Genomic DNA, 15,263 nt, shown 5'->3' on the forward strand with positions numbered 1-15,263 from the left:
CTACTCCTGCGCCCGATTGCCGTCCTCGTCCCAGTGAGCGGCCACCTTCTTCGACGGCTGGACGCGGGGCGGCTCGCCGGGCATCTTGGGGTAGTCCGGAGGGAAGTTGAGTTCGCCGCCGGGCAGCGTCTCCCACAGATCGAGCAGCGGAGCCAACGAGTACGCCTCGTCGTCCATCGATGCCCAGGGATCGCCGTCCTGCAGGTAGTCGGGGACGGTGACCAGGGAGTACTCGTGGGGGTCGCTGGTCTCGGCGAGCCGCTCCCAGGTCATCGGCGTCGACACCGGGGCGCCGGGACGCGCCCGCAGACTCCACGCACTCGCAATGGTGCGGTCCCTGTTGTTCTGGTTGTAGTCGATGAAGAGGCGCGCACCGCGCTCCTCCTTCCACCAGGCCGTCGTCACGCCGTCGTCGCGGCGTTCGAGTTCACGGCCCAGGCCGATCGCGGCGTGACGCACGTCCTCGAACGTCCACTCCGGCCGGATCCGCACGTACACGTGGATGCCGCGGTTGCCACTGGTCTTCGGGTAGCCACGAAGACCGAGCTCCTCCAACAGTTCTCGCGTCACCAGAGCGACACGGCGGGCATCGGTGAACGAGGTGCCCGGTTGGGGGTCGATGTCGATGCGCAGCTCGTCGGGCCGGTCGACCTCGGGCCGACGGACCGGCCACGGGTGGAAGGTCAGGGTGCCCATCTGGGCGGCCCACACCAGCGACGCCGGTTCCGTGGGACACAGTTCCTCCGCGCGCCTCCGGCTCGGGAACGTGATCTCGACGGTCTCGACGAAATCGGGTGCACCCCTCGGCAATCGCTTCTGATAGAAGCCGTCGCCACCCTTGTCCTGCGGACCGGTGGCCAGGCGCATCCCGTCGCGATACCCGTCGGGCCAGCGCTCCATCGCGGTGGGACGGTCCCCCAGGGCGCGCATCAGCGGCTCGCCCACCGCCGAGAAGTACTCGCACACCTGCAGTTTGGTGATGTCCGGCGTGCGGTCCGTGGCCTCGTAGATGATGCGGTCCGGACTCGAGACCTTCACCTCACGCTTGCCGACCTGCAGCATCACGGGCGTCGACTTCGCGGCCACGGTCAGGACCTCTCGAGGATGTCGGAGACGTCGTAGTCCGAGGGCACGTCGAGCTGGTCGTACGTGCAGCTCAGCGGGTCTCGGTCCGGGCGCCAGCGGACGAAGCGCGCGGCATGGCGCAGCCTCGACTTCTCCATCTGGTCGTAGGCCACCTCGAGAACCCGCTCGGGACGCACCGGGATCCACGTACGGTCCATGCCGGAGCGCCAGCGGGTCTGCTCGCCGTCGGAGACGATGTCGTCACCGAGCCGCAACGGTTCCAGTTCCTCGAGGTAGGACAACCGCTTCGCGTCCGTGAACGCGGACGCGCCGCCGATCATCTGGAGCTGGTCGCCGTTGTAGAGACCCAGCAGCATCGACCCGATACCGTTGCCGCTCTTGTGAATGCGGTACCCGATGAGGACGCAGTCGGCCGTGCGGGCGTGCTTGACCTTGATCATCTCGCGCTTGTTCGGCACGTACACGCCGTCGAGCCGCTTGGCCACGACCCCGTCCAGGCCGGCGCCCTCGAACCGGTCGAACCAGTCGGTGGCCAGAGCGGCGTCCGCGGTCACCCGCGTCACGTGGCAGCGCGGCTCGGTCCGGCCCGTGTCGAGGATCGTCTCCAGGCGGGCGCGCCTCTCGGCGAAGGGAAGACCGGTCAGGTCCTCGTCACCGAGAGCCAGGAGATCGAAACCGATGAACTGCGCGGGAGTCTTCTCGGCCAGCATGCGCACGCGACTGTCGGCGGGGTGGATCCGCTCGGACAGCGAGTCCCAGTCGAGCCGCCACGATCCGTCGGTCTCGAGGGCGACCACGAGCTCGCCGTCGACGACGCATCGTTCGGGCAGTTCCTCGCGCACGGCGTCGACCATCTCCGGGAAGTACCGGGCCAGGTCCTTGCCGCCACGTGAGCCGAGCACCACCTCGTCTCCGTCGCGGAAGACGATCGTGCGGAAGCCGTCCCACTTGGGCTCGTAGGACCACGCCGGATCCCCCGAGTCGGGCTGGTCGGGGACCGTCTTGGAGGCCTTGGCGAGCATGGGCTGCAACGGAGGTGAAACGGGGAGGTCCACCGCTCAATACTTACACGTCGGACAAACGGCGCTACGGGCTTACAGTGTCGTCCATGACGATTTCTCGGCGACCGGGAACGCGGCGCGCTCCGGCCGTTCTCCTCGTGCTGACAGCGGTCGCCCTGCTGGCAGGGTGCTCGTCGACGGTCACCGGTACCCCCGTCGCTCAGCAGGGCTCCGTGCCCGCGTCCGAGGTGCCCGAGTTGCCGAACGATTCGATCCTCCCGCCGGTCCCCACCACTCCGTCCGGCACCGGTGGCGACGTCTCGATCGACGCACAGGCGGGTGACTGCGTGCGCCTCGGCGGCACGGTCGACGAGGCCACCATCGAGGAGGCCGCGTGCGGGTCTCCCGAATCGAACTACCGCGTGGTGTCGGCCGAGGTCTCCACCGACTTCTGCCCCGGAGACGTCGACCAGACGTATTACGAGACGCTCGCGGGTGTCGAGCAGGGCGCGCTGTGCCTCGACATCGACTTCGTGGTCGGCGGCTGCATGGATCTGGGCACTCCTGACCCGGAGCGCTCCGACTGTGATGCTCCGATGATCGACGGGGTCCGAGTCGTCGACGTCCTGCAGGGCACGACCGACGCGTCGGAATGCCCCTCGTCGAGCAGCTACGTCTACGACGAGCGCGCCTTCGTCGTCTGTCTCGACGAGCAGTGACCCCGCCCGCCGCGACGGTCCCCCTGTCGTCGGCGCGCGGCCGGTGGATCGTGCTGGCCACGGTGCTGGGATCGACACTGTCGCTGCTCGACGGAACCGTGGTCACCATCGCCCTCCCCGACATCGGGACCGAACTGGGCGCCGACGTCAGCGGGCTGCAGTGGACGGTCACCGGCTACACCCTCACGCTCGCCGCGTTCGTGCTGCTGGGCGGCTCGCTCGGCGACCGTGTCGGACGGCGGCGCATCTTCGTCCTGGGCACGATCTGGTTCGCGGTCGCGTCGGTCGCGTGCGGTCTCGCGCCGAACGTCGAGTTCCTCGTGGTCGCTCGTGTCGTGCAGGGCATCGGCGCCGCTCTCGTCACACCGGGCTCGCTGGCGATCCTGTCGGCGTCGATCGACCCGAAGGATCGGGGTGCGGCCATCGGCCTGTGGTCGGGCTTCGGTGGCATCGGGTCCGCGGTGGGCCCGCTGCTGGGCGGTTGGCTCGTGGAGATCGCCGGGTGGCGGTCCATCTTCCTGCTCAACGTGCCGCTCGCCGTAGCGGTCGTCGTCGTCGCGCTGCGTCACGTGCCGGAGTCACAGGACCCCGAGGCCTCCGGCCGACTCGACCTCCCCGGAGCGGCCGTCGTCGCCCTCGCTCTCGCAGCACTGACCTACGGCGCGATCGACGGACGGTGGCCGATCATCGCGATCGGCCTGGTCGGCATGGCCGTGTTCGTCGTCGTCGAGCGCCGGACGGCTCACCCTCTGGTGCCGCCCACGCTTTTCTCGTCCAGGGTCTTCGTCGCGGCGAACGTCGTGACCTTCGCGGCCTACGCGGCGCTCGGCGGAGTGTTCTTCCTGTTGCTGCTGCAACTGCAGGTGGCTCTGGGGTACTCGGCCCTCGCGGCCGGCACGGCGACACTGCCGATCACCGCGGCGCTCCTCCTGCTGTCGGCGCGCGCCGGCGCGCTGGCCGGCCGCATCGGACCTCGACTGCCCATGACGGTGGCACCACTGGTGGCCGCGGCCGGACTGGTGCTCATGATCCGCATCGGGCCGGGATCGACCTACCTCGGTGCGGTGCTGCCGGCCGTCGTCGTCTTCGGCGTGGGGCTCTCCCTGCTCGTGGCGCCACTCACCGCGGCCGTCATCGGCGCGGCACCGGCATCGCACGCGGGTACCGCGTCCGCCGTGAACAACGCGGTCGCGCGCACGGCTCAACTGCTCTCGGTCGCCGCGATCCCCGGCATCGTGGGCATCTCCGGGCAGTTGGATCCCGCACAGTTCTCGTCGGGATTCCGCGCCGCGATGCTCATCTGCGCGGCCATGCTGGCGCTCGCCGGGGCACTCGCCGCCGTCTCGATCCGCACACCTCGCCCGGCGGGCCGCGCGCCGATGCACTGCGACGTCTCCGGGCCGCCCGTCACGGACGGCCGCTGACGGTCACTCCGCCAGGCAGGCCACGCGTGGATCGACGCGCATCTTCGCGAGTGCGCTGCGGATACGCGACTTCATCGTCGACACCGGCACACCCATCCGATCGGCGGCCTCCGCGTACGTGAGACCTTCGAAGAACGCCATGAACAGGCATTCCCGCTGTCGGCCGCTCAGTTCCTGCATCGCGTCGAGCACCGGACGGCGGTCGAGAAAGCGGTCCGACGTGTCGTGGATCCCCACGGCGGCGTCGAGCATCGCGTACTTCGACTCGCGGTCGGTCCGCGACTGCTCAGACCGCACGCGGTCGATGGCTCGCCGGTGCGCCATGGTCACCAACCACGCCGCCGGCGACCCCTGTTCGGGCGAGAACGTGGGGGCCTTCTGCCACACCTCGAGGTAGACGTCCTGAACGCACTCCTCGGAGAATCCACGATCGCGGAGCACCCGGAGCACAGCTCCGTAGACGCGGGAGGACGTGGCGTCGTAGAACCGGGCGAACGCCTCTCGGTCGCCACGGCCGACGGCCTGGAGCAGAGCCGACAGTTCCGCCGTCGAACGCGTCGCGGGTCGAGGTGCGGGAGACACCGCCGAATCATCCGTAAGCGGCTGTACAACAAGTGTATTCACGGTCTTCACCTCGATCCGTCGAACGCGGGACGTGCTCTCGATAGGCATGACGATGCCAGCGCTACCACGCGGTAGCGCATCGCGAGTGTCGCGATCGGGTCACTGGTTGATAACGGATAGGTCACGGTGGTCGAGGTCGAGTGCGGTGCCCGATGACCGGTGATTCCGGTGCGGTCTAGGGTTTTTGCCATGAGCAGCACCCCCGCAGACACCACCACCTCCACCAGCGCCGACACGGCCGACGTCAAGCCCCGCAGCCGCGACGTCACCGACGGTCTCGAGAAGACCGCAGCGCGCGGCATGCTGCGCGCGGTCGGCATGGGCGACGCGGACTGGGGCAAGTCCCAGATCGGCGTCGCGTCGTCGTGGAACGAGATCACCCCGTGCAACCTCTCGCTCGATCGCCTCGCGAAGGCGGTCAAGGAGGGCGTGCACACGGGCGGCGGCTACCCCCTCGAGTTCGGCACCATCTCCGTGTCCGACGGCATCTCCATGGGCCACGAGGGCATGCACTTCTCGCTGGTCTCCCGCGAGGTCATCGCCGACTCGGTCGAGACCGTGATCAGCGCCGAGCGCCTCGACGGCTCCGTGCTGCTGGCCGGCTGCGACAAGTCGCTGCCCGGAATGCTCATGGCGGCCGCACGCCTCGACCTCGCGAGTGTCTTCCTCTACGCGGGCTCCACTCTTCCCGGTTTCGCCACGCTCTCGGACGGCAGCGAGCACCAGGTCACCATCATCGACGCGTTCGAGGCCGTCGGCGCCTGCTCGCGCGGCCTGATGTCGCGCGAGGACGTCGACACCATCGAACGCGCCATCTGCCCCGGCGAGGGTGCCTGCGGCGGCATGTACACCGCCAACACGATGGCCAGCGCGGCCGAGGCCATGGGCATGTCGCTCCCCGGCAGCGCCGCCCCACCCGCTCCCGACAAGCGTCGCGACGGATTCGCTCGCGCCAGCGGCGAGGCCGTCGTCGAACTGCTGCGTCGCGGCATCACCACGCGCGACATCATGACCAAAGAGGCGTTCGAGAACGCCATCGCCGTCGTCATGGCCTTCGGCGGTTCCACGAACGCCGTGCTGCATCTGCTCGCGATCGCGTACGAGGCCGGTGTCGACCTCACCCTCGACGATTTCGTCCGCGTCGGCGCCAAGGTGCCGCACCTCGCCGACGTGAAGCCGTTCGGCCGCCACGTCATGACCGACGTCGACCGCATCGGCGGCGTTCCCGTCGTCATGAAGGCCCTGCTCGACGCCGGCCTGCTGCACGGCGACTGCCTCACGGTCACCGGCAAGACGGTGGCGGAGAACCTCGCCGACATCGCCCCGCCGGATCCCGACGGTCTGGTGCTGCGCGCGATGACGGAGCCGATCCACCCGACCGGCGGCATCACGATCCTGAAGGGCTCGCTGGCTCCCGGCGGCGCTGTCGTGAAGTCGGCAGGCTTCGACTCCGACGTCTTCGAGGGCACCGCCCGCGTCTTCGAGCGGGAGCGCGCCGCGATGGACGCCCTCGAGGATGGCACCATCACGTCCGGCGACGTCGTCGTCATCCGGTACGAGGGCCCCAAGGGTGGCCCGGGCATGCGCGAGATGCTGGCGATCACCGGAGCCATCAAGGGCGCGGGCCTCGGCAAGGACGTCCTGCTGATGACCGACGGTCGGTTCTCGGGTGGCACGACGGGCCTGTGTGTCGGGCACATCGCTCCCGAGGCCGTCGATGGCGGGCCCATCGCGTTCGTCCGCGACGGCGACCGCATCCGACTGGACGTCGCGAACGGAACGCTCGACCTGCTGGTCGAGGACGCAGAGCTCGAGTCGCGCAAGGCGGAGTGGGCACCGCTTCCGCCCCGCTACACCCGTGGTGTGCTGGCCAAGTACTCCAAGCTCGTGGGATCCGCGTCGCAGGGCGCCGTCTGCAGCTGAGACCATGCGGTGACAAGACCGTGACCTGACCGTGACCATCGACGGCGTTGGCTGATACCCGGCGGGGGCATTCTTCGAGGACAAGACGCGGCAACGATCGTTGCCGTCGATCGTTTTCGGGAGAGGGCAACCCACGTCATGTCAGTCGTCAAGAGAACCATCGCCGGAGCGTTCACCGTTGCACTCGGTGTCGCCGCATTCCTGCCCGCCACCGCCTCGGCTGCACCGGTCACGGCATGCCAGGCACCGTTCGGTGCGGACGCCGTGCCCGCCGATGGTCTGTGCTCGGCGACCAGCGACGCCTCCAGCGCCGCTGCCGCCTACGGTGACGCGTCCGCCGACGCCAGCCGCAACGCCCTCGCCCTGGCGCTCGGTCTCAACGGTGGCATCGCCAGCAGCTCGGCCGTCGGCTACGCAGCGCCGGCCGCCATCGCGTTCGGACCAGGTTCCGTCGCCGAGGCACTCGGCCTCAACCCGGGTCTGTCCATCGCCATCGCGGCACCGGGTTCGACCGTCACGGTCGACTCCCTCGGCGGCGTCACCTGCGACGGCCCCGGCTTCGCCGGCGACCTCACCACGCTGAAGGCGTGCCTGCGCGTCAACTGATCCACCGCTCCACCCAGCCTCACCCAGTTCCACTCAGCCTCACCCAGTTCCACTCAGCCTCACCCAGCCTCCGCGAGTACGTCGAAACTGTCGTCGACGGAGTCGTTCCCGCGACATCATCGACGTACTCGCGAAGGCGTAGCGGGTGACGCCGACACGACGAAGGCCGTGACCCCCTCTCGGGAGTCACGGCCTTCGTCGTGTGGCTGTGTCGTTCGGCGATCAGCCCGTGACGGTGAACCCGGTACCGACGCCGCCACCGCGGTTGATGTCGTCGAGCACCGTCTGGATGTTGGTGCCCACCTCGGGACCGATGCACGGGATGCCCAGGTACGCGTTGACCATGCCCACCAACGTGGTGCCGGCGACGACGGGGCCGCCCGAGTCACCCTGCTGGACGCAGATCTGCGTGTAGGTGCGGTCGTTCTGGAAGAGCTCCCCGTAGGTGATGCCGCACGTGTTGCCGGTGGTGCGGCCCTCCTTGCACATGATGCCGGGGAAGGTCGAGGGCGCCCCCACGCCCGTGATGGTCACGTTGCCGACGCGGTTGGTCGGTGCGACGCGGCCCCGATCGAACTCGATGACGGCGTAGTCGAGGCCGGGGACCGAGCTCACGATGCGGCCGACGGCGCCCGCGTCGGGCAGGTACTCGGCACCGATCAGATCACCGGGAACGCCGCAGTGACCTGCGGTGATGCCGACGAGTCGACCGGCGGCGTCGTTGCCGATGGTGGTCAGTGTGCAGTCGAACTTGCCCTTGCCGGTGCTGTCTGCGACGAGCACTCCGGATCCGCCACCGAGCACGGCGACGGGTGCGGCCGACGCGGTTCCGGCGCCGATCCCGCCGGCGAGCGCCAGCGCTGTGGTGGCAACGAGCACGAGTTTCTTGAGCATGTATCCCCTCCGAGGTCACGCACACCGTAGCAATACGCGAGACCCGGAACGCGACGCTTCTACTCGTTCTTCAGTCGATCGAGCGCGCGACGTGCCTCGTCGAGCTCCCGACTCAACGCCTCGACCCGCTCGACCGCGGCAGCCCGAGCCGCCTCGATCTTGTCCTCGACGGCAGCCGAGGCCACGTCGTCGCCCAGTTCGCGGATCGCTCGGAGGACCCGGTCCGCCGTCACGTCGGACGGCTTGGCCAGCTTCTTCGCACCGTGAGACACGGTGACGGTCCACTGATCGTCTGGCCCCGACGTCACGGTCACCGACACCGGTGCGGGCTGCGCCTTCGTGCGCCGCGCCGGCCGGGCCGTGGGCTTCACCGACGTCTCCGGAGCGAGAACCGGCGTGGCCACCGACTTCTCGGGTGCTGATTTCTCAGGCACGGGGGTCTCCGATCGCGGGGCCTCGACGGGTGGGACGACGGCGGGACGGGTGGTCGGGCGCGCCGCCGCCGTGCGCGGAGCGACCTTGGTGGCCTTGCGCGCGGGCTGTGGCGCGTCCTTGCTCAGACGCAACTCGTCCGCCTCGTACGGCAGCTGGTCGTCGATACCCTTGGGGCTCACCGTCACCGTGGTGCCGTCGACCGAGATCACCCGCGCCGAGGCGCCCGCTTCGAGGCCGAGTGACGGCGTCGCCTCCCGGAGGTAGACGGTGACGCGACGACCGGCCGCGAGCCCCGCCTCGAGAGTCGCGAGGTCCTCGGCGGACAGCGCCTCGCCGGGTCGGGGGGCGCGGCGCCGGGCGGGAGCGCTCATGATCGGGTGCCTCTCGTCGTGAGTGGAACGGGGTCGTGACCGGAGATCGGCGAGTCCCCAGGTGGGGCAGAACGGACGCGAAGGAAGTTTTGCACGACCCACCGACACCGTTCGACGCACCGCGGCCCGCCACCTAGCCTCGATCGGATGAGACTGCCCTTTCCGTCACCGGCACGAGATCGAGTACGACGCAATCGGCGCATCCCGCTCACCAATCGGCTGCGGCGCTACCGCAGGCACGAGATCGGCGACTGGACCTACGGCAAGCCCGTGGTCGGCTGGGCGGACGGCGGCCGCTTGACCGTCGGCAAGTACTGCTCCTTCGCACACGGGTCCGTGATCCTGCTCGGCGGAGAGCACGATGCCGATGCGGTGAGCACCTACCCGTTCACCGACGTCTTCCCGCCGGCGGGCCGCACCCTGCGCGCGGAACCGCGCACCAAGGGGGACGTCAGCATCGGCCACGACGTGTGGGTGGGCCTCGGCGCCATGATCATGTCGGGCGTGACGGTCGGGGACGGCGCGGTCATCGCCGCACGGGCGGTCGTCGTGAAGGACGTGCCGCCCTACACCGTGGTGGGCGGTGTCCCCGCGAAGCCGATCCGACGACGCGCGAGCGAGGAGACGACCCGCGCACTGCAGAGGATCGCGTGGTGGGACTGGCCGCACAGCGACGTCCTCGCCCGTGCCGCGGATCTGCAGAGCTCGGATCTCGACGGGTTCGTCGCGAAGTACGACGTCTCCTGACCCGTCTTCCGGTTGCGCCGCCGCCACCGCGGGTAGCCGTGCCCCATGACTACTGACGAGAGAACCGAAGGCACCGCCCGCGTCGCCGACCTGCTGTCCGACGCGAAGCTCTGCATGTTCACCACCCACGGCACCGACGGGCACCTCAAGGCCCGGCCGATGGCACTGCAGGAGACCGAGTTCGACGGCGATCTGTGGTTCTTCGCGGCGAACGACTCGCGGAAGGTCGCCGACATCCGCTCCGATCCGTCGGTCAACGTCTCGTTCCAGTCGGGCACGTCGTGGGTCTCGCTGTCGGGGCGTGCGAGCGTGGTGCTGGACGACGCGAAGAAGAAGGACCTCTGGAGCCAGGGCGTCGCCGCGTGGTTCGAGAACGGTCCCGAGTCCGACGAGGTCGTCCTCATCCGGGTGGAGTCGGAAGGAGCCGAGTTCTGGTCGGCGCCGGGGTCCAAGGTCTCGACACTCATCGCGTACGCCAAGTCGCGCATCACGGGCGACAAGCCGGACGTGGGTGACAACGAGAAGGTCGACATGTCGTGACGGATGCACCACTTCGGTTCCGCGGCCGGGGCGGCTCGTGAAAGTGGCACCGGGGTACCTGTCCCGGGCGTAGCGTTGCGGACCATCACGTGCACGGCCCACCACCGGTGGCGCACCGGAGGGGGAAGGCGAGCGGACATGTCTCAACTGGATTCGACCGAGCATCCGCTGACGGGGAGATCCTCGTCCGCCGACGATCAGGTGTTCCTCATCGACGCGGTCTCCGACGTCGACGTCCACGCGGCCGACGACTGGATCGACCGGCACCACGGTGACGGTCGACCCGAGTCGGTCGTCATGACGGGCAAGGCCCTCGACGAACTCACCGAACGGGCCGGCGGCGCCGATCCACTCATCACTCCGTTGCGGGTGAGCTGGACCAAGGCTCCGCGTAAGGGATTCGGTCTCCGGGTGGGCCGGGCACGCCGCGGTGAGCCGCGCATCATCGAGGGTGAACCCGCCTCGTTGTCGGCTCTGCGGGAGCGGTTCGAGGCGACGGCCGGCCGCTCCCTGTCGTCGTACATCGCGCGGCAGGCCAGCCTCACGTTGGACAAGGCCGAGCGCGAGGTCATCGGCAGCGAGTACAAGGTGCCGCGCTTCGTCGTCGAGGAGATGACGGAGCGCTCGCAGTTCCGCGCCGATCTGGCGGAGTTGGCGGCATCGGTGGACACCCCGGTGTCGGCGGTCAACGCTCGGGTCCACGAGATACTCGACGAGATGGTGGCGACCGAGAACAAGGGCGCCGTCGAACTCTGGGGCAAGCTGGGCGCCTTCTTCTCGCGGGCCTACCGCGTCGAGGTGGACACCGAGAAGATCGCCGAGCTACGCGATCTCGACAAGTCGTTCCCCCTGGTCTTCCTGCCGAACCACCGCTCCTACCTCGACCCGCTGGTTCTGCGCCCCGCCCTGCTCGAGCAGGGCTTTCCGCTCAATCACGTCATGGGCGGCATCAACGTCGGGTTCTGGCCCATCGGCCCGCTCGCGAAGCGCAGCGGTGTGGTGTTGATCCAGCGCAAGTTCTCCGACGCGGTCTACAAGTGGACCCTGCGCCAGTACATGAGCTTCCTGTTGAGCAAGAAGTTCAACCTCGAGTGGTACATCGAGGGCGGTAGGTCCCGCACCGGGAAGCTTCGGCCTCCGCGCTTCGGCCTGCTCACCTACCTCTTCGACGCACTCGAGAACAGCACGGCGGCCGACGCGTACCTCGTCCCGACGTCCATCACCTACGACCGGTTGCACGAGGTCGGCGAGATGGCCAAGGAGTCGCACGGTGCGACGAAGCAGGCCGAGGGAATCCGGATGGCCATCGGGTACGTCCGCGCCCAGGGCCAGTTACGCGGAACCGTCTACCTGCGGTTCGGGACTCCGATGTCGGCACGGCAGTTCCTCGACGAGTACGACGACAAGCGGGTCGCGGTGCAGCGTGCGGCGCTGGCGGTGTCGCACGCCATCAACGAGTCCACTCCTGTGACCCCGGCGGCGCTGGTGGCGATGGCGATGCTCGGTATCGAGGACCGCGCGCTGAACAAGCGTGAGATGTGGTCGATCATCGAGCCGTTGGCGTCGTACATCCAGCAGCGTGGTCTGCCGACGGCGGGTGGGGTGGATCTGACCGACATCGACGTCATGACGGCTGCGGTGCGCGCACAGGTCGCGGCCGGTGTGGTGCGGCGTTTCGACGACGGCCCGGAGCCGTTGTTCCTGCTCGCGCAGGACAAGCATCTCGTCGCGTCGTTCTTCCGCAACAACGCCATTCACTTCTTCGTGATGCGGGCGATCGGCGAGTTGGTCGTGTTGCGCACCGAGGACTGCCCCACGGGCGAGGTGGCCGCCGACGATCTGTGGAAGTCTGCGCTGGAACTGCGGGACATGCTGAAGTTCGAGTTCTTCTTCGGCGAGAAGCGCGAGTTCGGGGAGCGCCTCGAGGCCGAGGTCGATCTCATCGATCCACACTGGCGCACCGGTCTCGATCAGCCCGGATACGCACTGAAGTCGTTGCAGTCGCAGCCTTTTCATCTGGCGCACCGGGTGCTGCAGCCCATCTTCGAGGCGTATCAGGTTGTGGCCGACCAGCTGCTCACCCTCACACCGGGTGCGAAGTTCGACAAGGTGTCGTTCCTCGACGACTGCCTGGGCGTCGCGCAGTCGCGGCGACTCCGGCAGCAACTCGAGCACAGCGAGGCCATCTCGAACGAGCTCTTCGACACCGCCCTGCAGTTGGCTGACAATCGTGGCCTCCTGTCCACCGAGGACGACGACATCGCTTCCCGCCGTGCGGCTTTCGCTGCGGACATCGCGGCGTGGGGGCGTGTGAGCAGACGCATCCGCACGATGGTGCACGTGGCCCTCGACTCCGTCGACGGTGCGGACGCACCCGATCGGCCAGACAACGCTTCCGGAGGACACCGGTGACCAGCACTCACCCAGCACACACGTTCCAGGATCTGCTCGACGACGTCGCACAGGCTCCGGAGGGTCCGGACGTGGTGGCGTTCTTCGATTTCGACGGCACCGTGATCGACGGCTACTCCGCGACCGCCGTGTTCAAGGAACGTCTTCGCCGCTTCGACGTCGACCTGTTCGAACTGTGGGAGATCAGCAGCGCCGTCGTGGAGATGCGGGTGCGCGGGACCACCGTCGACAACCTGATGGACAAGGCCGTGCACGCGCTGGCCGGCAAGACGCACGACGAGTTGATGGAGCAGGCGCAGCGGCTCTTCCGCTCCGAGATCGCCTCGCAGATCTTCCCCCAGGTCCGCACCCTCGTCGCCGCGCATCGCCGGGCCGGTCACCGCGTCGTGATGTCGACGTCCGCGACTCCGTACCAGGCTCAGCCCGTGGTCGAGGACCTCCGCTTCGACGATCTGATCTGCACGCACCCCGAGATCGGTCCGGACGGCGTCCTCACCGGCCTCCTCGACGGCCGGTCGCTGTGGGGTCCGCGCAAGGCCGAGGGAATCGAGGACTGGGCCAAGGCCGAGGGTGTCGACACCTCACTGTGTTTCGGCTACTCCAACGGCATCGAGGACGTCCCGATGCTCGAGACCGTCGGTCGTCCCGTCGCGCTCAACCCGAATCCCGAACTCGACCGCACCGCGCGGGACCGCGGCTGGTCCCGTGTCCAGCTCCGCAAGCCCACGCGCGGAGCCGATCTGACGTCCACCGTGCGCAGCGTCGCCGCCCTCGGCTCGGTCCTCGCGAGTGCCGGACTGGGTGCGACCCTCGGTGTGCTCAGTGGCAGCCGCCGAGTGGGCGCCAACGTCACCAACGCCGTCGCACCGGAGGTCGCGCTGGCCCTCACCGGCATCACGGTGAACGTGGTGAACGAGGAGAACGCCTGGAGCCACCGACCGGCGGTGTTCCTGTTCAACCACCAGTCCACGATGGACATGATCGTCGTCGCCCGTGTCCTGCGTCGTGACATCACGGCCGTCGCGAAGAAGGAACTGAGCCGCGACCCCCGGTTCGCCCCCCTCGGGGCACTCTTCGACGTGGCCTACGTCGACCGATCGAACAATGCCGCTGCGCGCGAAGCGATGAAGCCTGCGATCGACAAGCTCCACAGCGGCGTGTCGGTGGCCGTGGCCCCGGAGGGCACCCGCATGCCGACGGAACGGTTGGGGCGCTTCAAGAAGGGCGGCTTCCATCTGGCCATGGCGGCCGGGGTCCCGGTGGTTCCGCTGATCCTCCAGGGAGCGGGAGACGTGATGTGGAAGTCCTCGTTCACCGCGCACTCCGGCACCGTCACCGTCACTGTGGGAGAACCGATCCCGACGACGGACTGGACGGCGGAGACACTGGACGAGCACATCGCGGAGGTCCGGGCGGTCTACGAGCGAACCCTCGACCATGCCTGACGAAAGCCGGCCCACCTTCCGGCAGAACGAGGTCGAACAGACTCTGCTGGGAGAGGAACCCACGTACACCCGCGATCAGGTCGCGGAGCTGGCGAACGTGGATCTGGAACGGGCGCAACAACTGTGGATCGCCATGGGCTTTCCGGTCAGCCCGGATCCGGACGCCGTCATGTTCACCGACGCCGACATCGAGGCGCTGCGCCTGCTCACGACACTCGTCGACGAGAACGTCGTCGAGAAGTCGATGGAGGTGGCGGTCGCACGGACGCTGGGGCAGTCGATGTCACGGCTGGCCGAATGGCAGGTGGGCGTCGTCAACTCCTACATCCGCTCGCGCATCGCTGCCGACGCCGCCGATCCGGACGCCATTCGATCGGAGTCCCGGGTCACCGCCGCGGACACGGTGCCCACCATGGAGAAACTGCAGAACTACGTGTGGCGCCGCCATCTCGCCGCGGTCGCCGGGCGCGCACTGTCCGTCGAGTCGAGCGGGGAGAACGACACGGTGCTCGCGGTCGGCTTCGCGGACATGGTCGGCTACACCTCGCTCACCCGTCGACTCGATGTCTCCGAGCTGACCTCGCTGCTCGAGGAGTTCGAGTCGGTGGCCACGACGATCATCGCCCGCGGCCACGGATCGGTGGTGAAGAACGTGGGCGACGAGGTGATGTTCCAGACCACCGACCCGCGGGACGCGGCGCGGATCGCCCTCGAGCTGCACGACGCCTTCGCCGATCGGGACGACGTTCCCGCGCTGCGCGTCGGCATCGCCGTGGGGCCGGTGCTCGCCCGCTTCGGCGACCTCTACGGGTCCGTGGTCAACATGGCCGCCCGCCTGACCAGCAACGCGCACCCCGGCACGGTGCTGGTGGACAGCGAGACGGCCGACGCGCTGTCGGGCGAGGACGAGTTCTACCTCAAATCGCTCCGGCCCCTGCGAGTGCGCGGTTTCAGCAAGCTGCGCACCTACGCGCTGCGCCGCAATCGCGATCACCAGCGGGAAGGATCGCGCGACACCGAGCGTTGACGTGAGGTG

14 protein-coding genes are annotated in these 15,263 nt (G+C 68.7%); 9 read left to right on the plus strand and 5 right to left on the minus strand.

The genetic code is table 11. The annotated features are described in order from the left end of the window. Entirely contained in the window at positions 1-1,086 is a 1,086-nt protein-coding gene (locus tag JOE30_RS02775; protein ID WP_204869294.1) for a DNA polymerase domain-containing protein, read from the minus strand. 2 nt (positions 1,087-1,088) lie between these two features. Next, complete coding sequence (locus JOE30_RS02780; protein ID WP_204869295.1) at positions 1,089-2,141, minus strand: ATP-dependent DNA ligase; 1,053 nt, start codon at positions 2,139-2,141, stop codon at positions 1,089-1,091. Positions 2,142-2,194: 53 nt separating this feature from the next. Here JOE30_RS02780 and JOE30_RS02785 point away from each other — a divergent pair, with 53 nt between their 5' ends. Together JOE30_RS02785 and JOE30_RS02790 are read left to right on the plus strand one after the other, a co-directional pair. Next, positions 2,195-2,806 (plus strand): hypothetical protein, encoded by a 612-nt coding sequence (locus JOE30_RS02785; protein WP_204869296.1) that lies wholly within the window; start codon positions 2,195-2,197, stop codon positions 2,804-2,806. Continuing rightward, the gene (locus tag JOE30_RS02790) at positions 2,803-4,230 is read left to right on the plus strand and encodes an MFS transporter (RefSeq protein ID WP_307806040.1); all 1,428 of its coding nucleotides are present in this window, start codon (positions 2,803-2,805) and stop codon (positions 4,228-4,230) included. The genes JOE30_RS02785 and JOE30_RS02790 overlap by 4 nt, the downstream gene beginning before the upstream one ends. 3 nt (positions 4,231-4,233) lie before the next feature. Here the strand turns inward: JOE30_RS02790 and JOE30_RS02795 are convergent, their stop codons facing one another. Continuing rightward, positions 4,234-4,812, minus strand: coding sequence for a sigma-70 family RNA polymerase sigma factor (locus JOE30_RS02795; RefSeq protein ID WP_307806041.1), 579 nt, complete (start codon positions 4,810-4,812; stop codon positions 4,234-4,236). 231 nt (positions 4,813-5,043) lie between these two features. Between JOE30_RS02795 and ilvD the strand changes: the two genes are divergently transcribed. Beyond that, positions 5,044-6,777 (plus strand): dihydroxy-acid dehydratase, encoded by a 1,734-nt coding sequence (gene ilvD / locus JOE30_RS02800; protein WP_204869299.1) that lies wholly within the window; start codon positions 5,044-5,046, stop codon positions 6,775-6,777. A gap of 138 nt (positions 6,778-6,915) precedes the next feature. Then, positions 6,916-7,383, plus strand: coding sequence for a DUF6764 family protein (locus JOE30_RS02805; RefSeq protein WP_204869300.1), 468 nt, complete (start codon positions 6,916-6,918; stop codon positions 7,381-7,383). Positions 7,384-7,605: 222 nt separating this feature from the next. Here the strand turns inward: JOE30_RS02805 and JOE30_RS02810 are convergent, their stop codons facing one another. Continuing rightward, positions 7,606-8,277 carry a S1 family peptidase gene (locus JOE30_RS02810; protein ID WP_204869301.1) on the minus strand — a complete coding sequence of 224 codons (672 nt, stop codon included), beginning with the start codon at positions 8,275-8,277 and terminating at the stop codon, positions 7,606-7,608. Between the two features lie 59 nt (positions 8,278-8,336). Further along, a complete protein-coding gene (locus JOE30_RS02815) occupies positions 8,337-9,083 on the minus strand; it encodes a DUF6319 family protein (protein WP_204869302.1) in 747 nt (248 codons plus the stop codon). 147 nt (positions 9,084-9,230) lie between these two features. Between JOE30_RS02815 and JOE30_RS21450 the strand changes: the two genes are divergently transcribed. From JOE30_RS21450 to JOE30_RS02840, 5 genes are all read left to right on the plus strand, one after another. After that, positions 9,231-9,830, plus strand: coding sequence for a CatB-related O-acetyltransferase (locus tag JOE30_RS21450; RefSeq protein ID WP_204869303.1), 600 nt, complete (start codon positions 9,231-9,233; stop codon positions 9,828-9,830). A gap of 45 nt (positions 9,831-9,875) precedes the next feature. Then, a complete protein-coding gene (locus JOE30_RS02825) occupies positions 9,876-10,370 on the plus strand; it encodes a pyridoxamine 5'-phosphate oxidase family protein (protein WP_204869304.1) in 495 nt (164 codons plus the stop codon). A 138-nt stretch (positions 10,371-10,508) separates the two neighbouring features. Then, a complete protein-coding gene (locus JOE30_RS02830; protein ID WP_204869305.1) occupies positions 10,509-12,782 on the plus strand; it encodes a glycerol-3-phosphate 1-O-acyltransferase in 2,274 nt (757 codons plus the stop codon). Beyond that, positions 12,779-14,227, plus strand: coding sequence for an HAD-IB family hydrolase (locus JOE30_RS02835; protein WP_204869306.1), 1,449 nt, complete (start codon positions 12,779-12,781; stop codon positions 14,225-14,227). The genes JOE30_RS02830 and JOE30_RS02835 overlap by 4 nt, the downstream gene beginning before the upstream one ends. Next, positions 14,220-15,254 (plus strand): adenylate/guanylate cyclase domain-containing protein, encoded by a 1,035-nt coding sequence (locus JOE30_RS02840; protein WP_204869307.1) that lies wholly within the window; start codon positions 14,220-14,222, stop codon positions 15,252-15,254. Before JOE30_RS02835 ends, JOE30_RS02840 begins: the two co-directional genes overlap by 8 nt. Positions 15,255-15,263: the final 9 nt, after the last annotated feature.

This window comes from Rhodococcus sp. PvP016 (assembly GCF_017832185.1).
Lineage (GTDB): Bacteria > Actinomycetota > Actinomycetes > Mycobacteriales > Mycobacteriaceae > Rhodococcoides.

Excerpts from the sequence above, each read along its gene's own strand:
- JOE30_RS02830 (WP_204869305.1), top strand. The coding sequence starts at position 10,509 with ATGTCTCAACTGGATTCGACCGAGCATCCGCTGACGGGGAGATCCTCG.
- JOE30_RS02815 (WP_204869302.1), bottom strand. The coding sequence starts at position 9,083 with ATGAGCGCTCCCGCCCGGCGCCGCGCCCCCCGACCCGGCGAGGCGCTG.
- JOE30_RS02785 (WP_204869296.1), top strand. The coding sequence starts at position 2,195 with ATGACGATTTCTCGGCGACCGGGAACGCGGCGCGCTCCGGCCGTTCTC.
- ilvD (WP_204869299.1), top strand. The coding sequence starts at position 5,044 with ATGAGCAGCACCCCCGCAGACACCACCACCTCCACCAGCGCCGACACG.
- JOE30_RS02840 (WP_204869307.1), top strand. The coding sequence starts at position 14,220 with ATGCCTGACGAAAGCCGGCCCACCTTCCGGCAGAACGAGGTCGAACAG.
- JOE30_RS02825 (WP_204869304.1), top strand. The coding sequence starts at position 9,876 with ATGACTACTGACGAGAGAACCGAAGGCACCGCCCGCGTCGCCGACCTG.
- JOE30_RS02810 (WP_204869301.1), bottom strand. The coding sequence starts at position 8,277 with ATGCTCAAGAAACTCGTGCTCGTTGCCACCACAGCGCTGGCGCTCGCC.
- JOE30_RS21450 (WP_204869303.1), top strand. The coding sequence starts at position 9,231 with ATGAGACTGCCCTTTCCGTCACCGGCACGAGATCGAGTACGACGCAAT.
- JOE30_RS02805 (WP_204869300.1), top strand. The coding sequence starts at position 6,916 with ATGTCAGTCGTCAAGAGAACCATCGCCGGAGCGTTCACCGTTGCACTC.